Annotated in this window: 19 protein-coding genes; 9 read left to right on the top strand and 10 right to left on the bottom strand. The window is 59.8% G+C overall.

The features are described 5' to 3' along the window. Positions 1-10: 10 nt before the first annotated feature. The 3 genes from GSF67_RS01640 to GSF67_RS01630 all read right to left on the bottom strand — a co-directional run bounded on the left by GSF67_RS01640 (position 11) and on the right by GSF67_RS01630 (position 3,914). A complete protein-coding gene (locus GSF67_RS01640) occupies positions 11-1,168 on the bottom strand; it encodes an ABC transporter ATP-binding protein (RefSeq protein ID WP_006313078.1) in 1,158 nt (385 codons plus the stop codon). Between the two features lie 81 nt (positions 1,169-1,249). After that, complete coding sequence (locus GSF67_RS01635; protein ID WP_006313077.1) at positions 1,250-2,347, bottom strand: polyamine ABC transporter substrate-binding protein; 1,098 nt, start codon at positions 2,345-2,347, stop codon at positions 1,250-1,252. Positions 2,348-2,498: 151 nt separating this feature from the next. Beyond that, positions 2,499-3,914 (bottom strand): short-chain fatty acyl-CoA regulator family protein, encoded by a 1,416-nt coding sequence (locus tag GSF67_RS01630; protein WP_006313076.1) that lies wholly within the window; start codon positions 3,912-3,914, stop codon positions 2,499-2,501. A 251-nt stretch (positions 3,915-4,165) separates the two neighbouring features. On the opposite strand from GSF67_RS01630, the gene aceA reads away from it, so the two are divergent. Continuing rightward, positions 4,166-5,455, top strand: a complete 1,290-nt coding sequence (gene aceA / locus GSF67_RS01625) for an isocitrate lyase (protein ID WP_006313075.1) — start codon at positions 4,166-4,168, stop codon at positions 5,453-5,455. A gap of 84 nt (positions 5,456-5,539) precedes the next feature. Beyond that, positions 5,540-5,797 (top strand): hypothetical protein, encoded by a 258-nt coding sequence (locus GSF67_RS01620; RefSeq protein ID WP_003493954.1) that lies wholly within the window; start codon positions 5,540-5,542, stop codon positions 5,795-5,797. Positions 5,798-5,812: 15 nt separating this feature from the next. Here the strand turns inward: GSF67_RS01620 and GSF67_RS01615 are convergent, their stop codons facing one another. Beyond that, the gene (locus GSF67_RS01615) at positions 5,813-6,685 is read right to left on the bottom strand and encodes a LysR family transcriptional regulator (protein WP_006313074.1); all 873 of its coding nucleotides are present in this window, start codon (positions 6,683-6,685) and stop codon (positions 5,813-5,815) included. An 87-nt stretch (positions 6,686-6,772) separates the two neighbouring features. Between GSF67_RS01615 and GSF67_RS25965 the strand changes: the two genes are divergently transcribed. Beyond that, positions 6,773-7,120: a hypothetical protein gene (locus GSF67_RS25965; RefSeq protein ID WP_006313073.1), complete on the top strand. Its 348-nt coding sequence runs from the start codon at positions 6,773-6,775 to the stop codon at positions 7,118-7,120. Between the two features lie 110 nt (positions 7,121-7,230). Here GSF67_RS25965 and GSF67_RS01610 read toward each other — a convergent pair whose 3' ends face one another. Next, positions 7,231-8,415, bottom strand: coding sequence for an NAD(P)/FAD-dependent oxidoreductase (locus tag GSF67_RS01610; RefSeq protein ID WP_006313071.1), 1,185 nt, complete (start codon positions 8,413-8,415; stop codon positions 7,231-7,233). Between the two features lie 123 nt (positions 8,416-8,538). Between GSF67_RS01610 and GSF67_RS01605 the strand changes: the two genes are divergently transcribed. The 6 genes from GSF67_RS01605 (at position 8,539) to GSF67_RS01580 (ending at position 17,123) form a co-directional block, all read left to right on the top strand. Continuing rightward, the gene (locus GSF67_RS01605) at positions 8,539-9,978 is read left to right on the top strand and encodes a glutamine synthetase family protein (protein WP_006313070.1); all 1,440 of its coding nucleotides are present in this window, start codon (positions 8,539-8,541) and stop codon (positions 9,976-9,978) included. Between the two features lie 12 nt (positions 9,979-9,990). Continuing rightward, positions 9,991-11,277 (top strand): FAD-binding oxidoreductase, encoded by a 1,287-nt coding sequence (locus GSF67_RS01600; protein WP_006313069.1) that lies wholly within the window; start codon positions 9,991-9,993, stop codon positions 11,275-11,277. Positions 11,278-11,413: 136 nt separating this feature from the next. Continuing rightward, the gene (zwf, locus tag GSF67_RS01595) at positions 11,414-12,889 is read left to right on the top strand and encodes a glucose-6-phosphate dehydrogenase (protein ID WP_035215331.1); all 1,476 of its coding nucleotides are present in this window, start codon (positions 11,414-11,416) and stop codon (positions 12,887-12,889) included. Between the two features lie 10 nt (positions 12,890-12,899). Further along, on the top strand, positions 12,900-13,598 hold the full coding sequence (pgl, locus tag GSF67_RS01590) for a 6-phosphogluconolactonase (protein ID WP_006313067.1): 699 nt from the start codon (positions 12,900-12,902) through the stop codon (positions 13,596-13,598). A gap of 124 nt (positions 13,599-13,722) precedes the next feature. Further along, positions 13,723-15,543: a phosphogluconate dehydratase gene (gene edd / locus GSF67_RS01585; RefSeq protein ID WP_006313066.1), complete on the top strand. Its 1,821-nt coding sequence runs from the start codon at positions 13,723-13,725 to the stop codon at positions 15,541-15,543. Between the two features lie 218 nt (positions 15,544-15,761). After that, positions 15,762-17,123 carry a metallophosphoesterase gene (locus tag GSF67_RS01580; RefSeq protein WP_006313064.1) on the top strand — a complete coding sequence of 454 codons (1,362 nt, stop codon included), beginning with the start codon at positions 15,762-15,764 and terminating at the stop codon, positions 17,121-17,123. Positions 17,124-17,148: 25 nt separating this feature from the next. Here GSF67_RS01580 and GSF67_RS01575 read toward each other — a convergent pair whose 3' ends face one another. The 5 genes from GSF67_RS01575 to GSF67_RS01555 form a co-directional block, all read right to left on the bottom strand. Beyond that, complete coding sequence (locus GSF67_RS01575) at positions 17,149-17,505, bottom strand: hypothetical protein (RefSeq protein WP_035215402.1); 357 nt, start codon at positions 17,503-17,505, stop codon at positions 17,149-17,151. Positions 17,506-17,741: 236 nt separating this feature from the next. Further along, a complete protein-coding gene (locus GSF67_RS01570) occupies positions 17,742-18,830 on the bottom strand; it encodes an ABC transporter ATP-binding protein (RefSeq protein WP_006313062.1) in 1,089 nt (362 codons plus the stop codon). A 21-nt stretch (positions 18,831-18,851) separates the two neighbouring features. Next, the gene (locus GSF67_RS01565; protein ID WP_176072004.1) at positions 18,852-20,507 is read right to left on the bottom strand and encodes an alpha-glucosidase family protein; all 1,656 of its coding nucleotides are present in this window, start codon (positions 20,505-20,507) and stop codon (positions 18,852-18,854) included. Positions 20,508-20,544: 37 nt separating this feature from the next. Next, positions 20,545-21,705, bottom strand: coding sequence for a carbohydrate ABC transporter permease (locus GSF67_RS01560; RefSeq protein WP_006313060.1), 1,161 nt, complete (start codon positions 21,703-21,705; stop codon positions 20,545-20,547). A gap of 1 nt (position 21,706) precedes the next feature. Further along, complete coding sequence (locus GSF67_RS01555) at positions 21,707-22,720, bottom strand: carbohydrate ABC transporter permease (RefSeq protein WP_006313059.1); 1,014 nt, start codon at positions 22,718-22,720, stop codon at positions 21,707-21,709. Positions 22,721-22,858: the final 138 nt, after the last annotated feature.

Genomic DNA, 22,858 nt, shown 5'->3' with positions numbered 1-22,858 from the left:
GAAGCCTCCCTCAGCGTGTCAGGACAAGCCCTGAATCCGGTTTCCAGTTCAGCCACACCATATCGCCGAAAGTGATGGGGCGATCGACGAGACGCGAGACGTTCGCCTGCGCGGCGCGGATGACGCGACCATCGGCCAGCTTGACGATGAATACCGAAAAATCACCGAGATAACCGATGTCCCAGACTTCGCCATAGGCGGAATTGATGCTGCTGTCGGCGGGCTGGTCGAGCGAGATGCGGACCTTTTCCGGGCGAATGGCGTAAGCCACCTGGCTGCCGGCGGCGGCGGCACACTCCTGTTCCACTGAAACTTTCAGACCGTCGCAGTCCATCGTCACCAGACCGGGCTTGCCGATATCGGAGGCGTTGGCCACGACGTGGGCGTCGAAAATATTGATGTCGCCGATGAAGTCGGCCACATAACGGGTATTCGGCGCTTCATAGATCTCGGCCGGCGTCGCCACCTGCACGACGTTGCCCTTGTCCATGACCGCGATGCGGTCCGACACCGTCATCGCCTCTTCCTGATCATGGGTGACGATGAGGAAGGTGAGACCGAGATTGGTCTGGATATCCATCAGCTCGAACTGCGTTTCTTCGCGCAGCTTCTTGTCGAGCGCGCCGAGCGGTTCGTCCAGCAGCAGCACCTTCGGCCGCTTGGCAAGCGAGCGGGCGAGCGCCACGCGCTGGCGCTGGCCACCGGAAAGCTGGCTCGGCTTGCGCTTGGCAAATTCCGTGAGCTTGACGAGCCGCAGCATTTCCTCGACACGGGCAGCGATATCCGCCTTGGGAAGGCCGTCCTGCTCGAGGCCGAAGGCGATGTTCTTTTCCACCGACATATGCGGGAAAAGCGCATAGGACTGGAACATCATGTTGGTGGGGCGCTTATAGGGCGGCACGCCGGAAATATCCTTGCCTTGCAGCAGGATACGACCCTCGGTCGGTTCCTCGAAACCGGCCAGCATGCGCATCAGCGTGGTCTTGCCGCAACCGGAAGGACCAAGCAGCGAGAAGAATTCGCGCTCGTAAATATCGAGCGTCAGATTGTTGACGGCGACAAAATCGCCGAAACGCTTGGTAACGTTTTCAAATCGGATGAAAGGCACCGCATCGGGATTGTCCCAAGGGCTGAATTTGCGTTTGACCGGTCCGAGTGTCTTTGCCATGCCCGCCCCATTTCACCCAAGAATCCATCGTCGACATCGAGGAGAAAGAGGGTGGACAGCGCCACCCTCTCCCAAGTCCGATCAGGTGCCGGTCTTTATCTGCGTCCAGACGCGGTTCAACACACGCTGTTCCTTCGGTCCGTAGGGCGAAATGGTGAAGAGCTTCTTCATCGTTTCCGGATCGGGATAGACCCCCGGGTTCTTCGCAACCGACGGATCCATCAGCGCCTGCGAGGGAAGGTTGCCGTTGGCGTATTGTACGTAGTCGGAAGCCTTGGCAGCGACTTCAGGCTTCATCATGTAGTTGATGAAGGCGTGGGCCTCATCGACATTCTTGGCATCAGCCGGAATGGCAAAGCTATCCATCCAGATATAGGTGCCTTCCTTGGGGATGACATAATTCACCTCAACGCCGTTCTTGGCTTCCTCGGCGCGCGTTTTTGCCTGAAGAATATCGCCGGACCAGCCGATGGAGATGCAAGTGTCGCCATTGGCGAGATCATTGATATAGGGCGATGAATTGAAGGTCTTTACATAGGGGCGAATCTTCGAATAGACCTCGCCGCCGGCTTCCAGGTCGGCCGTTTCCTTGCTGTCGGGATTCTTGCCGAGATAGTTCATCGCAATCGCGAAAGTCTCGTCGGACGCGTCGAGAACGTTGATACCGCAGGATTTCAGCTTCTCGGCATTTTCCGGCTTGAACAACACGTCCCAGCTATCAACAGGCACATCGCCGAGCGCGGCCTTCACCTTGGCGACATTGTAGCCGATGCCGGTTGTGCCCCACATGTAGTTGACGGCATATTCGTTGCCGGGGTCATATTTCGCCAGGCGTTCGGTAATTTCCGGCCACGCATTCTTGAGGTTCGGCAGCTTGGACTTGTCCAGCTTCTGGTAGACACCGGCCTTGATCTGCCGTGCCAGAAAAGGCGATGTCGGCGCCACAACGTCATAACCCGAGCTGCCGGCCAAAAGCTTGGTCTCCAGCACTTCGTTGCCGTCATACACGTCGTAGACCACCTTTATCCCGGTTTCCTTGGTAAAATCTTCAAGGATGACGGGATCGATATAGTCCGACCAGTTATAGACGTGGACGACCTTCTCCTGGGCCATTGCCGAGCCTGCTGCAACGAGCGCGGTGGTGAGAGCCAAGGTCAGGCGGAGAGAACGGTTTTTCATGATGTCTCCTGTTAACGCATCCTCACGACGGAAGCGTGATCCCCTTTTTTAGCGAGACTAGAAAGGAAAACAAAAGGGAGCAAGCGGGAAATGTGCAGCACAGCATTTTCAACCAAATGTGTTTCGGCAAGGAAAAATTGGATCGAAACACCTACTGGAAGTCGAAAACACTGAGGCCGGTGACCATTTCATCCAACCCGAGCGGGCGCGTGAGCGGCGCTTCGGCCCGTGACAGGCAGCCCTGTCTTTCGCACAGCCGGCACGAGGGGCCGATGGCGACGGGTGCAGCACCAGAGGCGGCCGGGCCATAGACCGTTTCCCCCGCCTGGCCGAGATCGCAGCCTAAAAGCACGGCCGTGCGCCTCACCCTTTCGCCGAAACCCGCCTGCGGACCTTCCAGCGTGCGCGAAACGGTGAGGAAAGCATCACCGTCAGGCATTTCCACCGATTCCACCAGCACCTGCCCCGGCTGGGCGAAGGCGGCATGGATATTGAGCCGCGGACAGAGACCGCCGAATCGCGCCCTCGGGAAACCGCCCGCCCCTGCGAGGCGGAAACGGTTGCCGGCATTGTCGATCTCCATCAGGAAAAACGGGATCGCCGCGGTCGTTGGCCGTTGCAGGCTGACGAGCCGGTTGGCAGCCTGTTCGAATGAGACGTTGAAGCGCGACCGCAGAACATCGAGGTCATATTTCGCGCGCTGGGCGGCGGCAAGGAACGCACCATAGGGCATCATCAGCGCATGGGCGGCATAACGTGCCAGTTCGAAACGGGCGATGCGCCGCGCCTCCTCGCCTTTCAGGCCCAGCGCCTCCAGTTCCGTCCCTATCTCTTCGCGAAGCGCCAGAAGACAGGTCTCCATCGCCGTTTCCCGGAGTTGATCCGGCTGGGAGAGGCGCTCGGACAAAAACAGCCGCATGGAATGGCGATCATAACGCCGTCTCAGATTCGGCATGGCGTGCACCGGCAGGGTTCTGACGACGATGCCGTGGTTTTTCTGCAGCCAGGCGCGTAAACCCGAGGCGAGATCATCGCCCGTCGATAATTGTTTATGCAGTTCTTCTGCTGCCGCATCGATGGCATGGAAATAAGCCGGCCGGTTTTCAAAGACGTGCCGCACCTCGTCGATCGGCAGACGGGTGGAGGACAGCGCCGTCTCATGCCCTTCCCGCGCCAGAAGATCGGAGAGGTCGGAAAGGCGCTGTGCCTGTTCCCGATAGGCCCGGTAAAGCTTGAGGACGCCGCTTGCCGCATTGGGCGCGGCATCGGCAACCTCGATCAGTTCCTGCGGTGATGGCACCTCACCCACCAGCAGCGGATCGGCAAAGACCTCACGCAACTGCCCGGCGGAACCGGCGCTTTCGCCCTGCAGGTCGTCGAGATCGACCTTGTAGACCGAGGCGAGTTTCAAAAGCAGTTGCACGGTCAGCGGCCGCTGGTTGCGCTCGATGAGGTTGAGGTAAGACGGCGAGATCGCCAGCGCCTCGGCCATGGCCGTCTGCGTCAATGCGAGACCGTTACGAATACGGCGCACGCGCGGCCCGGCAAAAATCTTGTTTTCCGACACGTCCTCTCCTCAACCCATCACTCATACAAGTCTGTTACAAACTCGTCAGGCCACGGCCTTTTACAAAATTTACAAATTTACAGCTCCAGCCTGTCATGCATCCTACAGGATAACCTCTTTCAAGTCACTGTTTTTATGTTTGTTCTGGCGCTTAAATCTCCAAAAATGTAAATGTAGTCACATCAAACGGTACCTCATAAAATTGAGAGTAAGCCGTTTCCTAAACCGCATTTATCATGGGAGAGAGAAGTATGACGGATTTTTACAAACTCGTTCCGGGCGCACCGCAGGGACGTTTCGACGGCATCGAGCGCACCTACACCGCCGCCGACGTAGCGCGGCTGCGCGGCTCCGTCGAAATCCGCCATTCGCTGGCAGAAATGGGCGCGAACCGGCTGTGGACGCTGATCAACGAGGAGAATTTCGTCAATGCGCTCGGCGCGCTTTCCGGCAACCAGGCCATGCAGATGGTTCGCGCCGGGCTGAAGGCGATCTATCTTTCCGGCTGGCAGGTTGCGGCGGACGCCAACACGGCATCGGCCATGTATCCGGACCAGTCGCTTTATCCGGCCAATGCGGCACCGGAGTTGGCCAAGCGCATCAACCGCACCTTGCAGCGCGCCGACCAGATCGAGACGGCGGAGGGCAAGGGTCTTTCGGTCGACACCTGGTTTGCGCCGATCGTTGCCGATGCGGAGGCCGGGTTCGGCGGCCCGCTCAACGCCTTCGAGATCATGAAGGCCTTTATCGAAGCGGGTGCAGCGGGTGTTCACTATGAAGACCAGCTGGCATCGGAAAAGAAGTGCGGTCATCTCGGCGGCAAGGTTCTGATCCCGACGGCGGCGCATATTCGCAACCTGACGGCGGCGCGGCTTGCTGCTGATGTCATGGGTGTGCCGACGCTGGTCATCGCCCGCACGGATGCGGAGGCCGCCAAGCTGTTGACATCCGATATCGATGAGCGCGACCAGCCCTTCGTGGATTACGATGCCGGCCGCACCGTCGAGGGCTTCTATCAGGTCAAGAACGGTCTTGAACCCTGCGTCGCCCGCGCGGTGGCCTATGCGCCCTATTGCGACCTGATCTGGTGCGAAACGTCAAAGCCGGATCTCGAACAGGCGCGCAGATTTGCGGAAGGCGTGCACAAGGTGCATCCCGGCAAGAAGCTCGCTTATAATTGCTCCCCGTCGTTCAACTGGAAAAAGAACCTCGACGACGCGACGATTGCCAAGTTCCAGCGTGAACTGGGCGCGATGGGTTACAAGTTCCAGTTCATCACGCTTGCCGGTTTCCACCAGCTGAATTTCGGCATGTTCGAACTGGCACGCGGTTACAAGGACCGGCAGATGGCGGCCTATTCCGAGTTGCAGGAAGCGGAATTCGCAGCGGAAGTGAATGGTTACACCGCCACCAAACACCAGCGCGAAGTCGGCACCGGCTATTTCGACGCCGTGTCGCTCGCCATTTCCGGCGGCACGTCCTCGACCACCGCGATGAAGGAATCCACCGAGCACGACCAGTTCCGCCCGGCGGCGGAATAAATCGAGAAAACCGCCCTTCCCACTACAGGGAAGGGCTTGCAAACCGGATCAAAAACCCCTGACAATAATGAGAGGAGAAATGCCATGAATGCCCACAACCCCATCAAGACCCACGTCAAGGAACGCGCCGAGGAGCAATCCTCCGCCATGACGCAGGATCAGCAGGCTGCCATCCGCATGCTGGCCAATGATCTTCACCGCCTCAATCAGGCCGTCATGAAAGCCGTCGAGGCCGGTGTTTCCGTCGAGCTTGTCCGCTCGGCCCGCCACCATGGCGGCGGCGGCAACTGGGGCGATCTTCTGATCCCGGTCATCGTTGCGCAGGGAAGTGCCGCCGCCTGACCGGCAGCCATTCTTTCATGCCGGACGGCTCTTACGTCCGGCATAAAGATCGGAATGTCCCTTGATGAGACGGGTCATCCGATCCGCCACCGTCCTGATATCGCGGCGGTGGCGATCGTCATTGTTCATGACGATCCATTGATTGTGGCGAAGTGGTTCGATTTCGCCGCCCTCGCGAAGAAGCCGTGCATCGGCATCGCCCACGAAACAGGGAAGCACGGCGACCCCGGCCCCGGCCAGCACCAGATCGAGCAGCGCTACCGGCCGGTTAACCGTCACTGCAATATCGCTGCGGCGGTTTTCATGCGGCCAGCGCAGATAGGTGGAAATGGCGCTCTCTTCTGCCACCGCCAGCCAGCGGTCGGCAACGGCGGCGGCAGCATTGCGCAGCCTGTAGGGCGCATAGGCCACCTCCCCCGTCTTGATGGCGGCAAGGTTCTTTTCCTGCGGCTCGAAAGCACGGATGCCGATGTCGTTTTCGCGATGGGCCAGAGACGCCCTCTGTTCGGCAATGAAAAGATCGATGCGGAAATCATCGCGGTCGGTGCAGATGGCGGAGAAGTTGCCGGTCAGCAGCCAGGCATTCCAGGTGCCGACGGCAATGCGCACGGTCGAAGAGGCCAACGAAGCCTTCTGCCATCCCTCGATATCCTTGGCCGCATTTTCCATTGCCTGAAGCCGGTCGAACAGCGCCCGTCCGTCCGCCGTCAGGGCGTATCCGGTCTGGCTGCGTAAGAAGAGGGCCTTGCCGATGCGTTCCTCCAGCTCGACCATGCGCCGCCCGACGGTCGCGGGGCTCAAACCGGTCAGCGCGGCAGCACCCGTCAGGCCGCCGCTGCGTGACACATCGAGGAAAAGCTGATAGGAATCCCAAGTGACGTTTTTCATCGGTGAAAAACGTAGCGCATTTTCTTGCGCAGATAAATCAAAAAACGGCGCGCATCATGGCCCTCCGCATTCAGAAGGAGAGCGAACATGCATGCGATTTTTGCAGCACAGGCTATCATTGACAATCAGAAGCCGCGCACGCGACGCGAAGCCATTCTGCAGGAAGAGAAGTTCTATGCTGACATGGCGGAAGCGTCCCGGGCATGGCGGCTTTTCAGCGCGCTTGCCGGTTTGATAAACGTGACGAGCCGCCGATCAATAAAAGAGAGCGATCAGGGCTGCGACGGCACCGGTTGCGATGATGCTGAGGTAGAAGGCCAGCTGCCGGCTCTCGCTTTCGGCGCGGGCGATGGCAATGGCGCGAGGGCGGCGATGTGCAGATCTGTTCATGCGCGGGCTCCTGACGAAAAACTCAACCGACCCATGCCCTGTTAAGAGCCTCCAGCAGGACATCATGTGCAGCGGGATCACTGGGTGATCCTGCCTTGCTGGCATTTGATCAGGATGACTCCATGCACCTTAACAAGGTGTTAAGGCAGGCGCTTTCAGGCGAATTCGCCTGCCGCCTGCCCGGAGGCCCAGGCCCACTGGAAATTATAACCGCCGAGCCAGCCGGTCACGTCAACACATTCGCCAATGAAATAGAGGCCTGGCACGGATTTCGCCGCCATGCTGCGGGAATCGAGGCCCGTGGTGTCCACACCGCCGAGCGTGACTTCCGCCGTGCGGTAACCCTCTGAACCGGCGGGCTTGATCTGCCAGTCCTGCACCTGCGCTTCCAGCTTTGCGAGAACCTTCTCGGACATATCGGCGAGATTGCCGGTGATGCCGGTTTGTTCGACCACATGTTGGGCGAGCCGCTTCGGCAGGATTTCGGAAAGAGCCGTCTGGGCCGACTGGCGGCCGTTCTTCTGTTTTGCCTGCCTCAGCAGCGCGACGATATCGCGTGCCGGCTCCAGTTTCAGCCGGATCGCATCGCCCTCCCTCCAATAGGACGAGATTTGCAGAATGGAGGGGCCACTCAAACCGCGATGGGTGAACAGCAGCGCTTCCTCAAACGAGGTCTTGCCATGGGAAACCTCGGCCGGAACCGCGACGCCGGCAAGCGGGCTCAGCTTTTCAAGCGAGGCGGGATCGAGTGTCAGCGGCACGAGGCCGGGGCGCGGTTCGATGAGCTTGAGACCGAATTGCTCGGCGATCTGATAGGCAAAACCGGTCGCGCCCATTTTCGGGATGGACTTGCCGCCCGTCGCCACGACAAGGCTTTCTGCCTCGATGACGCCGCCTGAGGTCGTGACGCGAAAACGGCCACCATCATGAGTGACGGCCGAGACTGATGTTTCGAGCCGCAGTTTCGCATTCACCGCCTGCATTTCAGCCAGCAGCATGCGGATGATGTCCTTGGCGCTGTCATCGCAGAAGAGCTGGCCGAGCGTCTTTTCATGCCAGGCGATGCGATGTTTTTCGACAAGGGCAATGAAATCGTGCGGCGTATAACGGGCGAGAGCGGATTTGGCGAAATGCGGGTTGGAGGAGAGATAATTCTTCGGTCCGGCATGGATATTGGTGAAGTTGCAGCGGCCGCCGCCGGAAATACGGATCTTTTCGCCCGGTGCCCTGGCATGGTCGAGAATGATGACGGAGCGGCCACGCTTTCCGGCGCGGATGGCGCCCATCATGCCGGCGGCGCCCGCCCCCAAAATCAGCACGTCACATTTCTCTGTCATCATTCCATCCGATCCGTTTCCTTTCCTCTTTTCCAAGCGCCGCCGCTTGTCAATGGCGCTTTCCCCCTCGCCAATTGTCAAACTACGGTTATGATGGCTCCACCAGAAACACAGACCCGGTGATACATGCCCGCCAAAAAAACCATGCTCCGCCCGAAGAAACAGGCAACCATGGCAAAGAAGTCTCCTCCCCTCGATCTCTCCTCCACCCGTGGCGTTTCCTCCTGGCGCGAAGCCGCGCAATGGCTGCGCGTGCGCGGGATCGAAGACATAGAATGCATCACGCCCGACCTTGCCGGGGTTGCGCGCGGCAAAATGATGCCGACGGCGAAATTCACGGGCGATACCTCGCTCGCCCTGCCGTCCGCGCTCTACCGCCACACGATATCAGGCGAATATCCTGATGAGACAGCGAACTTTCGCTATGAACCGCGCGACAGCGACCTGAAACTGGTGCCGGATCTTTCGACGCTGTCCGTCGTGCCTTGGGAAAGCGACCCAACCGCGCAGGTGATCTGCGACGTTGTGGATGCCGAGGGTAATTTCGTTCCCTACACGCCGCGCAACGTGCTGAAGAACGTGCTTTCGCTCTATACCGAAAAGGGCTGGAAGCCGGTCGTAGCACCCGAAATCGAATTTTATCTCGTCGCCATGAATGACGACCCGGATTATCCGCTGCATCCGCCGAAGGGCCGCTCCGGCCGCTCCATCGTTGGCGGTCAGAGCTATTCCATCGCCGGCATCAACGAATTCGACGAGTTGATCGACGACATCTATCATTTCTCGGAAAAGCAGGGTCTCGAGATCGATACGCTGATCCACGAGGAAGGCCCGGCGCAGCTGGAAATCAACCTGCGGCATGGCGACCCGATCGAACTTGCCGACCAGGTGTTCCTGTTCAAGCGCACCATTCGCGAAGCGGCGCTGAAACATGGCATCTACGCTACCTTCATGGCAAAGCCGATGCAGGGCCAGCCAGGTTCGGCCATGCATATCCATCAGTCGGTGGTGGAAATCGATGGCGGACGCAATATCTTCTCCAATGCCGATGGCAGCCCTTCGAAGGAATTCTTCTCCTTCGTCGGCGGCATGCAGCGTTACGTTCCGAACGCACTCGTCATGCTGGCGCCCTATGTGAATTCCTATCGCCGTCTGACGCCCGACATGGCCTGCCCGGTCAACAATGCCTGGGGTTATGACAACCGCACCACGGCTTTCCGGGTGCCGATTTCCAGCCCGCAGGCGCGTCGCGTCGAAAACCGCCTGCCGAGTTCGGACGCCAATCCGTACCTGGCGCTTGCCGCTTCGCTCGGCTGCGGCTGGCTTGGCATCGTCAACAATATCGAGCCGACCGAACCCACCGCCGATACGGCCAATGAAGGCTCCATCGAACTGCCGCGTGGTCTCCTTGAGGCCGTGGCGCTGCTGGAAGGCGAGGAACAGTTCGACCGGGTGTTCGGCCATGAATTCGTGGGCCTTTATGCCGGCCTGAAACGCGGGGAATTCGAGACCTTCATGCAGGTCATCAGCCCCTGGGAGCGCGAGTTCCTGCTTCTCAACGTGTGAGGAACCACGAGCATGACATGGCAAAGCCCGATTGCGCCGGGACTATCCTGGTATCAGGCAACCGTCGGCGAGCGGCCGGACTATCCCGCTCTCGACGGGTCGAAGCAGGTTGATGTCGCGATCATCGGCGGCGGTTATACCGGCCTTCAGGCCGCCTGTAACCTCGCCGAAAACGGCGTCTCGGTCGCTCTGATCGAGGCGCATCGTTTTGGCGATGGTGCTTCCGGCCGCAATGGCGGCCAGTTCGGCACCGGCCAGCGCTCCTTTCCCGACGAGATGGAAGGCGAGATCGGCTTCGAGCAATCCAAGCTGCTCTTCGACATTGCCGAGGACGCCAAGAACTACGTGCGTGATTTCGCCAGCAGCCGCGGCATCGACATGGACTATCTGCCGGGGCAGCTTTATGTGGCGCACAAGACCGCCTACGAGGATGATTATCGCAGAAGCGTCGACGCGATGAACAACCGCTATGGCTACCCGCATATTTCCTATATGGAACGCGGAGAAGCGCGCAAACGTATCGGCTCCACCCATTATTTCGGCGGTACGCGCGATACCGGCACCGGCCATATCCACCCGCTGAAACTGCTGGTCGGGCTTGCAAAAGCGGCGAAGGCCGCAGGTGCCGACATCTATGAAATGACGCCGGCGAAATCCATCCGGCAAATTGGCGGCAAGACCATCATCGAAACCCCCTTCGGCACCATCAGCGCGCCACGGGTGCTGATCGCCACCAATGCCTATATCGGCAATCTGGAGCCGGTAACGGCCGCGTATATCATGCCGATCCGTTCATTCATCGGCGCCACCGCACCGCTCGACGCCTATCCGGACATCATCTCCGGCAAGGAAGCGGTGGCCGACTCCCGTTTCGTGGTGCGTTATTTCCGCAAGACCACCGACAACCGGCTGCTATTTGGCGGGCGCGAGGCCTATACGGCCGATGCGCCGCGCGATATTTCCAGCCATATCCGCCGGCAGATCGCCGAAATCTATCCCGAACTAAAGGCCGTCGAAATCACCCATTCCTGGGGCGGCTCCGTCGGCATTACTTTGCCACGCAAAGTCTTCGTGCGCGAGGTCATGCCCGGCGTCACCTCCATCGGCGGTTACTCCGGCCACGGCGTGATGCTGTCGAATTATTGCGGCAAGCTTTATGCCGATCTCGTTCTCGGTAAAAAGGACATGCTGGCGCCCTTCGCGCGGCTGAAGGTGCCCGCCTTCCCCGGCGGGGCATCACTGCGCGCGCCCCTGCTTTTCATGGCGCTCTCATGGTTTGCGTTGCGAGACAGGTTTTAGACCAATGTTTACAGACCCTTGCCGGCGGCAGACAAGTTGGCGGATGCAAAATTCATAATTTCACATAACTGAGTCTGGCATTTTTAAATCGATTAGATTATTGATGCCCCAACCTTTGAAGATCGAGAGAATCGATATGAGCAGTCAGATCATTCCTGTTGAACCTTTTGATTGTGTCGTTTTCGGCGGCACGGGCGATCTTGCCGAGCGCAAGCTTCTGCCGGCCCTTTATCACCGGCAGGTCGAAGGCCAGTTCACGGAGCCGACCCGCATCATCGGTGCGTCACGTTCGGTCATGACGCATGAGGAATATCGCAAATTCGCGCAGGACGCCCTGAAGGAACACCTGAAGGCCGGCGAATATGACGATGCGCAGGTCACCCTGTTCCTCAACCGGCTTTTCTATGTGCCTGTCGATGCCAAGTCCGGCAATGGTTGGGACGTGCTGAAGAAGCTGCTCGATGAGGGCAAGGAACGTATTCGCGCGTTTTATCTGGCGGTCGCGCCGGGCATTTTCGGCGACATCGCCGACAAGATCCGTGAGCACAAGCTGATTACCCGCTCGACCCGCATCGTCGTCGAAAAGCCGATCGGCCGGGATCTCGCCTCCGCGCAGGAACTGAACGACACCATCGGTCACGTCTTCAAGGAAGAGCAGATCTTCCGCATCGACCACTATCTCGGCAAGGAGACGGTGCAGAACCTGATGGCGCTGCGTTTCGCCAATGCGCTTTACGAGCCGCTGTGGAATTCCGCCCATATCGACCACGTTCAGATCACCGTTGCCGAAGCGGTGGGTCTTGAAGGTCGCGCCGGTTATTACGACAAGGCCGGTGCGCTGCGCGACATGGTGCAGAACCACATTCTCCAGCTGCTTTGCCTCGTTGCCATGGAGCCGCCCGCTTCCATGAAATCGGAGGCAGTGCGCGACGAAAAGCTCAAGGTACTGCGCTCACTGAAGCCAATCGATACCAGCAATGTCGAAAAGCTGACGGTACGCGGCCAGTACCGCGCCGGCGCTTCCGCAGGCGGCCCCGTCAAGGGTTATCTGGAAGAGCTGGAAGGCGGCGTTTCCAACACCGAAACCTTCGTCGCCATCAAGGCTGAAATCGCCAACTGGCGCTGGGCCGGCGTTCCCTTCTACATCCGCACCGGCAAACGTCTCGCGACCCGTGTTTCGGAAATCGTCGTCACCTTTAAGCAGATCCCGCATTCGATCTTCGACGATGCGGCCGGCAAGATCGAAGCCAACAAGCTGGTCATTCGCCTGCAGCCGGATGAAGGCGTCAAGCAGTCGCTCCTCATCAAGGATCCCGGTCCGGGCGGCATGCGCCTGCGTCAGGTCTCGCTGGACATGAGCTTTGCCGAAGCCTTCAACGTGCGCAGCCCCGATGCCTATGAGCGGCTGTTGATGGACACCATCCGTTCCAACCAGACGCTGTTCATGCGCCGCGACGAGGTCGAGGCCGCCTGGGACTGGATCGACCCCATCTTGAAGAGCTGGGAAGATCTGGGACAGGGCGTACAGGGTTACACTGCCGGCACCTGGGGCCCGAGCGGTTCGATCGCACTGATCGAGCGCGACGGCCGCACCTGGCACGATGCCGACTGAGGGCCGGGCGATGAGCGAAACGATCCACGTCTTCGACACCGCCGCCGCGCTGGCCACCGCACTTGCGGCGGAGGTTGCCAAACGCCTTGATGCGGCAACCAAGGAACGGGGAACCGCTAGCATTGCGGTCTCCGGCGGCTCGACACCGAAGCTGTTCTTTCAGGCGCTTTCCAGACACGATCTCGACTGGCCCAATATCAGCGTGACGCTGGTGGACGAGCGTTTCGTGCCGCCGGAAAGCGACCGGTCGAACCATCGCCTCGTCGCGGACAATCTTTTGCAGGACAAGGCGAAGGCGGCCTATTTCGTTCCGCTGTTCCAGCCGGCTGCCTCGCCGGAGGATGCGGCCACACTGGCGACCGTCAAGACCGAAGCGATCTGCGATCCTTTCGACGTCGTCATTCTCGGCATGGGAACGGATGGCCACACCGCATCGTTCTTCCCAGGCGGCGACAATCTCTACGAAGCGCTCGACCTCAATGAGCCGCGTGGCGTCTTGACCATGGCGGCGGAGAATGCGGGGGAAGAGCGGTTGACCTTCAACTTCTCCAGCCTGCACGATGCCGATTTTCTGGTGCTGCATATCGAAGGTGCGGCCAAGAAGGCGACGCTGGAGAAGGCACAATCGGGCGAGGATGAGGACGAAATGCCTGTTCGCGCCGTGCTGAACCGGGCCGAAACGCCCGTGGATATATACTGGGCGCCATAAGCTAACGCGGTTGCCGCCTCTGCGGCCCGCGATAAGCGCCCGAAGACATGAAGACTGAAACACGACAACCGGCCGCTCACCTCCCGGAACGCTGGTTGCCGACCAACGAACAGGATGAACGCCCATGTCCGCCGATTCCCGCATTCAGGCGATTACCGCCCGCATCGTCGAACGTTCCAAGCCCTACCGCGAGACCTATCTCGAGCGGCTGCGGCTGCAGGTCTCTAAGGGCGTTCACCGTTCCGTTCTGTCCTGCGGCAATCTTGCGCATGGATTTGCCGTCTGTTCCCCCGCCGACAAGGACATCCTTGCCGGCGACCGGGTTCCCAATCTCGGCATCATAACCGCCTATAACGACATGCTGTCGGCGCACCAGCCCTACGAGACCTTCCCGGCGATCATCCGTGATGCGGCGAAGGAAGCGGGCGGCATCGCGCAGGTAGCGGGCGCGGTTCCCGCCATGTGCGACGGCGTGACCCAGGGCCAGCCCGGCATGGAGCTTTCGCTGTTTTCCCGCGATGCCATTGCCATGGCAGCCGGCATAGGCCTGTCGCACAACATGTTCGACGCCGCCGTCTATCTCGGCGTTTGTGACAAGATCGTGCCCGGCCTCGTCATCGCCGCGCTCGCCTTTGGCCACCTGCCCGCCGTCTTCGTTCCCGCCGGTCCAATGACATCTGGCCTGCCGAATGACGAAAAATCCCGCATTCGCCAGCTTTATGCCGAAGGCAAGGTCGGCCGCGCCGAGCTGCTGGAGGCGGAATCCAAGTCCTATCACGGCCCCGGCACCTGCACCTTCTACGGCACCGCCAATTCGAACCAGATGCTGATGGAGATCATGGGTTTCCATATGCCCGGTTCGTCCTTCATCAATCCCGGCACACCGCTGCGTGATGCACTCACCCGTGAAGCAGCCAAGCGCGCGCTGGCGATCACCGCGCAGGGCAATGAATTCACGCCGGCGGGCGAGATGATCGACGAAAGATCCGTCGTCAACGGCGTCGTCGGCCTGCATGCGACGGGTGGCTCCACCAACCACACCATGCACCTGATCGCCATGGCGCGCGCCGCCGGCATCATTCTCACCTGGCAGGATATTTCCGATCTTTCCGACATCGTGCCGCTGCTCGCCCGCGTTTATCCCAACGGGCTTGCAGACGTGAACCATTTCCATGCCGCCGGCGGTATGGGCTTCCTCATCAAGCAGCTGCTGAAGCAGGGCTTTGTGCATGATGATGTGCGAACCGTCTTCGGACAGGGGCTTTCGGCCTACACCGTGGATGCCATGCTTGACGAGAAGGGTGCAGTCACCCGCCAGCCCTCCCCCGAACAGAGCCATGACCCGAAGGTTCTGTCCAGCATCGAAACGCCGTTCCAGTCGACCGGCGGCCTGAAGATGCTGACCGGCAATCTCGGCAAATCGGTGATCAAGATTTCGGCCGTCAAGCCGGAACGCCACATCATCGAAGCACCGGCGATCGTTTTCCATGATCAGCAGGAACTTCAGGACGCGTTCAAGGAGGGCAAGCTCAACCGTGACTTCATTGCGGTTGTCCGCTTCCAGGGGCCGAAGGCCAATGGCATGCCGGAACTGCACCGCCTGACGCCGCCGCTCGGCGTGCTGCAGGACCGCGGCTTCAAGGTGGCGCTGGTGACTGACGGGCGTATGTCAGGCGCATCCGGCAAGGTGCCGGCTGCCATTCACGTCACGCCGGAAGCCTCCGATTGCGGCCCGATCTCGCTTATCCGCGATGGCGACATCATCCGTCTCGACGCCATTTCCGGAACGCTGGAAGTGCTGGTTTCCGCCGCCGAGCTGGCAAAACGTGAACCGGCGCGTGCCGATCTTTCCGGCAATGAATGGGGCATGGGCCGCGAACTTTTCGCCCCCTTCCGCCGCAATGCCGGCCCGGCCGATCAGGGCGCCAGCGTTCTCTTCCATTGACATCCTGAAAGGCGAAGACCGATGCGGTTTTCGCCTTTCAACCCTGTTTTGCGCATCGTCCGACTGCTCTTTCTCGCCCCTGACGATCCGGTGCGGAAACCGCTTTATTTCTCATTTCTGAAACGCCAAACTTGTCATGCGGCTGTGATGATTGCCCATTAGGGCCTTCTCAGCCAGCAGGGGCGCCGCGGCGCAGTTTTGGATAATGGGGCAAGGACATGATTTTCTCGAGCAAACGCCGCGATGTGCTGAAGCTTATGGCAGGCACCGCCATGCTGCCGCTGTTGCTGACAGCCACGCCTGTTATGGCGCAGGACGTGGCGCTGCGTGCGATCATCATCTCCGACCTGCATTCGGCCTATGAACGCATCGGCCAGCTCCTCGCGGCAATAGAAACCCGCATCGCCACCGACAGGGTGCCCCATATCATTCTCCTGAACGGGGACCTGTTCGAGATCGGCAACGCAGTGGCCGCCCGTTCGGCCGGCGAAATCGAGTGGACATTCCTCACGGCGCTCGCCAGGCTCGCGCCCACCGTCATCAATATCGGCAATCATGAGCCTGATATCGATAACGACCTCGCCAATTTTGTTACCCGTGCCCAGGCGCTTGGCATCACCGTGCTTTCCAACATCATCGACAAGCGCAGCGGCACACCCTATGCGCCTGACAGGGCCGAGGTGAAGGTCGGCGACCGGAAGGTCATCCTCGCGGGCCTCGCCACCAACGCCATCAACACCTATCCCAAGGCCACACGCGAGATGCTCGACATTCCGCAGCCGGTGGAATGGGCCAAAGTCAATCTGCCTGAAATCGTCAAAGCCGATGCTATCAATATTGTTCTGAGCCATGCCGGCGTCGTTGCCGACCGCGATATTCTGCCGCTGCTGCCTGACGGTACGCTGCTGGTGGGCGGCCATGATCACCTGAACTTCGTGCATGAACAGGGCGCGACGCGTTATGTCCATACCGGCTCCTGGTGCACGTCCATGACGGTTGCGACCATCGCTGGTCCCGGCAAGGCCGCTGCCATCGAAACGGTCACCATCGATCGTGATGCTCCTGCCTCCCCTGCCCTCAAGACCCTGATCGAACAGACGCTTGAAAAACACCTCACTGCGGAAGAGCGGGAAGTCGTCGGCAAGTCCGTCAAGGCGATGACCGTCGATGAGGCCGGCCGCCATGTGGCGCAGCTCATCGCTGCAAAGACCGGTGCCGATGTCGGCTTCGTCGCCCACACCTCCTTCGGTGCGGGCCTGCCGGAAGGCGACATTCGCCGTTATGACTTCAACGCCTCGCTACGCTTCGACGGCAAGCTGATGGTGACGGAGGTGGATGGCGAGGCTCTTGCGCAAATCCTCAAGCGTTGCAACCAGGATGGCGACATTGCGCTTGCCGAGCGTACCGGCGACTATCTCTATGCCATGCCGGAGAAGCCGGAACAGAAAGGGCGCTACAAGCTCGTCTGCAACGACTGGTCGGCCACCAACCAGAAATCCTATTTCGGCCGTGGCGACCTGACCTTTACCGAGGTGGCGGATGCGAAGCTGAAGCAGACGGTTCTGGGCGGGCTTTCTTAAGACCCTTCGACAGCTTGGATAGGTCTCAGAACGACCGGATATCCAGCTTCCGGTCCTTGTGGGCCGGGTGCGTGCTGAACACGAAGATGCGGTCCAGTTCCTTCTGCGTCAGCATGCGCAGGAAGCGGACGTGGATGGTGTTGTTGGCGTTGACGCGCAATATCACGCAGCCAATCTTGCTGATGCGGGCGTCGGGAATATCGAGATAGAACTGGTTGGGCAGGTTATATTTCGTCAGCAGCGCCAGCACCGCTTCGGTCTGGGAAATGCGGATGACGTCGCAACGGCGCGCCGCCATGTGCATGACGGCCTTTTCAGTATATTCGATGCGCGCCGCATTCATGGTATCTTCCATGCGAAACCGGCTTTCGCGGTCATACATGAAGGATTCTTCCTTGCTCAGGTAATGGTTCCTGATCACACCCGCCCCGCTCTGCACGCCCATACTCCCATGCTCAATCGATGGGTCGAGACTAGGCCATAGTCTTTAACAATTCATATCAGGGCGCTCTTAAACAGGCCGGAAGCGGGACATTTCCGATGGTTTTCCACAGGAGGCAAAAAAGCCATAAAAAACCCCGGAACAGGGATGTTCCGGGATGTTTTTATTTCGGTCCCTTATGGGCGGTAAGTCTTGCCCGCGGCATCAAAGAGGTGAAGCTTTTCCTGGGGCGCGGCAAACCGCAATGTTTCTCCCTTGCCGACGGAAACAATGCCCGGCACCTTGACGATGATCGGCTCCTGCCCCTTGGGCGCTTCGAGATAAAGCAGGGTCACTTCACCCAAAGCCTCGACGATCGCGACCTTGCCTTCGAAAAGATAGTCATCGCCGGTGACAATGCTCAGATCTTCCGGCCGAACCCCGAAGCTTGCAGCCTTGCCCTGCTCGGTTGCGGGTGTCGGAACATCGACGGCCAGCGTCTTGCCACCGGCCAGTTCGATCGAGGTGCGTTCGCCGGTTCCGACAATCTTTGCCGCGATGATGTTCATGGCGGGCGAGCCGATGAACTTCGCCACGAAAAGATTGGCGGGCCTTTCGTAAAGTTCGAGCGGCGGGCCGACCTGTTCCACACGGCCCGCATTCAAAACGACGATGCGGTCCGCCAGCGTCATCGCCTCCACCTGGTCGTGGGTGACGTAGATCATCGTCGTATCGGCCATCTGTTCGTTGAGCTTGGCGATCTCGATGCGGGTGGCAACGCGCAGCGCCGCGTCGAGGTTCGACAGAGGCTCATCGAACAGGAAGACCTTGGGATTGCGGCAGATGGCGCGGCCGATGGCGACACGCTGGCGCTGGCCACCGGAAAGCGCCTTGGGCAGACGCTCCAGATATTGCGTCAGCTGCAGGATTTCGGCCGCGGCGCGAACGCGGCGGTCGATCTCCTGCTTGTTTTCCTTGGCGATCTTCATGCCGAAGGCCATGTTGTCGTAGACAGTCATGTGCGGATAAAGCGCATAGGACTGGAACACCATGGCGATGCCCCGCCGCGAGGGCGGAATTTCGTTGACCAGCTGGCCGTCGATGAACATCTCGCCGCCGGTGATTTCCTCCAGACCGGCGATCATGCGCAGCAACGTCGATTTTCCGCAGCCCGAAGGCCCGACGAAAACGATGAATTCGCCCTGTTCGATCTGCAGGTCGATGCCGTGCAGGACCTTCACCTGCCCGTAGGATTTGCGGATATCCTTGAGAACGAGACTTGTCATGGGTTGTTCCTCCCTGCTCTATCAGGCGTAACGGGCGAAGAAAGCGCCCCATGCCGGAAGTTCTACACTTCTGCCCTGAAGGCCGCTTGCAAAGCCGTGGCCTTCGAGAACCTCCCAGTTCCCTTTCGGCAGCGTGGCATTTGCCGGCGTTGCGGACAGATTGAAAAGGCACAGAATGGTTTCGTTGCCGAGCTTGCGGGTATAGCTCAGCACCTCGCCCTCAACCGGCTGGAATTCGATGCCGCCCTTGGCGAAAGCCGGGTGCTGTTTGCGGAAGGCGAGGAAGTGGCGATAGTGCTCCAGCACCGACGCCTCGTTGCCCTGCTGGGCGCTGACGGCACGCTGCTTGTGTTCGGCCGGAATGGGCAGCCAGGTCTTGTCCGAAGTCGAAAAGCCGGCCTGCGCATGGCCCGCATCCCACACCATCGGCGTGCGGCAACCATCGCGACCCTTGAATTCCGGCCAGAACTGGATGCCATAGGGGTCCTGCAAGTCCTCGAAAGCAATATCGGCTTCAGTGAGGCCGAGTTCTTCGCCCTCATAGATACAGACGGAGCCGCGCTGCGTCATCAGCAGTGCCGACAGCAGCTTCGCGAAAGCATCCTTGTCCTCGACATGCTCGCCCCAACGGCTGACATGGCGCACGACATCATGGTTGGAGAAGGCCCAGCAGGCCCAGCCCTCTGGTGCTGCGCGCGCAAAATCCGCCTGCACATCGGCAACGCGCTGGGGGGTGAGCGCATCGGGTGCGAGGAATTCGAAGGCATAGCACATCTGCATCTTGTCATCGCCCGAGGTATATTCGCCGACGATTTCGAGACCGCGCTGGCTGTCGCCCACTTCGCCAACGGCGGCGATATCGGGGAATTCGTCCAGCACCGCGCGGAAGCGCTTCAGGAAGGCGATGTTCTCCGGGCGATTCTTGTCGTAGAGATGTTCCTGGAAATTATAGGGATTGACCGCAGGCGCGGTCGAGGCATTGCGGCGCTCCGGCGCCAGCGCCGGGTTGTCTCGTAATTCCAGATCATGGAAATAGAAGTTGATAGTGTCGAGGCGGAAACCATCGACGCCGCGCTTCAGCCAGAAGCGGGTGATATTAAGCAGTTCCTCCTGCACTTCAGGGTTATGCAGGTTGAGGTCCGGTTGCGAGGTCAGGAAGTTGTGCATGTAATATTCCATGCGGGTGGGGTCCCACTGCCAGCCGGAACCGCCGAAGATCGACAGCCAGTTGTTAGGCGGTGTGCCATCGGGCTTCGCTTCCGACCAGACATACCAGTCCGATTTCGGATTGTTGCGGCTGGCGCGGCTTTCCACGAACCACGGATGCTGGTCAGACGTGTGCGACAGAACGAGGTCGATCATCACGCGGATGCCAAGCCGGTGGGCTTCGGCAATCAGCCCGTCGAAATCGGCAAGCGTGCCGAACATCGGATCGACATCGACATAGTTCGAGACGTCGTAGCCGAAATCCTTCATCGGCGAGGTGAAGAAGGGCGAAATCCAGATCGCATCGGCACCGAGACCGGCGATGTGATGCAGACGGTCTGTGATGCCCTTGAGATCGCCGATGCCGTCGCCATTGGCGTCCTGATAGGAGCGCGGGTAGATCTGATAGATCACCGCACCACGCCACCAGTCCTTGTTAGGCGTCAAAGCGGAAGTCACCGAAGCGGTCATGGAAGTGTCCTGTGTGGTATGGGCGTTCATGGAATGATCAGCCTCCCTTGACGGAGCCCGCGAGCAGGCCACGCACGAGATAACGTTGAAGGGCGAAGAAGACGCCAAGCGGCACGATGATGGTGACGAAGGCCGAGGCGGTGAGGATTTCCCAATTGCCGCCGCGCGAACCGAGCAGCGCGTTGAGCGCGCCCGTCAGCACCAGCTCGTCCTTTTGCGTGCCGAGGAAAACCATGGCGACGAGCAGGTCGTTCCAGGTCCAGAGGAACTGGAAGATGGCGAAGGAGGCGAGCGCCGGGAAGGAGAGCGGCAAGATGATCTTGACAAAGATTTCGAAATCGCTCGCGCCATCGACGCGGGCACTTTCGATGATCTCTTTCGGCAAGCCGGAAATGTAGTTGCGCAGCAGATAGATGGCGAGCGGCAGGCCGAAGGCGGTATGCGCCAGCCAGATACCGGCATAGGTCTTGGACGGCACGCCGAAGATGGTGCCGATTTCGTTATAAAGCCGCAGAAGCGGGATGAGCGACATCTGCAATGGCACGACAATGAGGCCCACCACCATGGCAATCAGCAGATTACGGCCGGAAAAGTTCATCCATGACAGGGCATAGGCGGCGAAGGCGGCGATGAGGATCGGGATGACGGTTGCCGGAACCGCCACGGTCAGCGAGTTGACGAAGGACTGGCCGATGCCTTCCGAGGTCAGAACCGTGCGATAATTGTCGAGCGTGAAGACGGGCGGCGTCGCGACGGAAATATAGACACGCTTGCCGCGCGAACCCTCGAAGCTTGCAGCCTTGCTGTATTCATAGGTGCCATCCGTATTGACGAGAAGTGTCTCGCCATCACCGATATCGGCAGCCTCGCCGGCTTTGAAGGCTGTCGGCTCCTGTACGCGCACGCCGAAGGCGGCAACCTTGCCACCCTGCCCGTTTTCGAAAACATTGCCTGCTATGACATAGCGGCTGCCATCCTGCTTCTGCACGGAAGCATCGGCAAGGCGAACGGCCGCCGTCTGTTCCGAGCTGGAGAAGGCCGTCCACCAGCCCGACACCGTGATCTGGTCCTTGTCGCGTAGCGAGCTGACAAGAATGCCGAGCGTGGGCAGGAGCCAGAGAAGCACGACGACGAGGACGCTGGCATGGACGATGAGGCGCGGCAGGCCGACGCGGCGAAGACGTTTGACGATATTCATCTCAGCGGCCCTCCATCTCGCGGTTTGCCTGGCGGATGTTCCAGACCATGATCGGGGTAACGGCCGCCATGATGATGAGCGCGATCACAGCACTTCGGCCGCTATCGCCTCCACCGCGGAACATCCAGTCGAACATGAGATTGGCGAGAACCATGGTGTTCCATTGGCCGTTGGTCATGGTCAGCACGATATCGAAGACCTTGAGCACGAGGATGGTGATCGTGGTCCAGACGACGGCGATGGTGCCCCAGATCTGTGGAACCATGATCTTCCAGAAAATCTGCCAGCCATTGGCGCCATCGATAACGGCCGCCTCGATGGTTTCTTCCGGAATGCCGCGCAACGCCGCCGACAGGATGACCATGGCGAAACCGGTCTGGATCCAGATGAGGATCACCATCAGGAAGAAATTGTTCCAGAAGGGCATGGAAATCCAAACCTCCGGGCTGCCGCCGAAAAATTCGACGACGGCGTTGAGGAGGCCGATCTGCACCTGGCCTTCGGCGCGGTATTCGTAGATGAACTTCCAGATGACCGACGCGCCGACAAAGGAGATCGCCATCGGCATGAAGACGATGGATTTGGCGATGTTGCCCCACCAGATGCGGTCGGTCATGACGGCAATGACGAGGCCAAAGAAGGTGCAGGCGGCCGGCACGACGGCCAGCCAGAGGATATTGTTGAAGATCGACTGGCGGAAACCGGCATCGAAGAACGCCCAGCGATAATTGGCAAGGCCGACGAATTCAGCGCCGGTTCGGTCATAGAAGGACAGGATCAGCGTGGCGATGACGGGATAGACCAGATAAACGAGCAGCAGGATCAGCGCCGGGCCGATGAAAAGCCAGGGCCGAACGGCGGCGCGGCGGTTGAGGTTGCGGGATGCGTGAATGACGTCTCCCGAGCGGACGGGAAAGATTACCTGCAACGCCTTGTCGGATAGCCAGTAATAGGCAGCGCAGGCAAAAACGCCGGCTACCATGACGCCGATGGCGGACACGAGTTGTTGAGCCATGTTCCCTCCCTTGGTCCTCTCCGCGCCGCGCTGATTTATGCGGTCGTCGGGGCAGTTCCTTCAATGAGGCCCGGCAGCAAGCCGCCGGGCCTTTTTACCGCAGATTTTGATCGAAAAACCGCAGAACGGTTTTCCGGA

Origin of the sequence: Agrobacterium sp. CGMCC 11546 (genome assembly GCF_013365515.1) — a bacterium.
Classification (GTDB): domain Bacteria; phylum Pseudomonadota; class Alphaproteobacteria; order Rhizobiales; family Rhizobiaceae; genus Agrobacterium; species Agrobacterium fabrum.
This window is presented reverse-complemented; position numbering and strand designations above follow the sequence as displayed.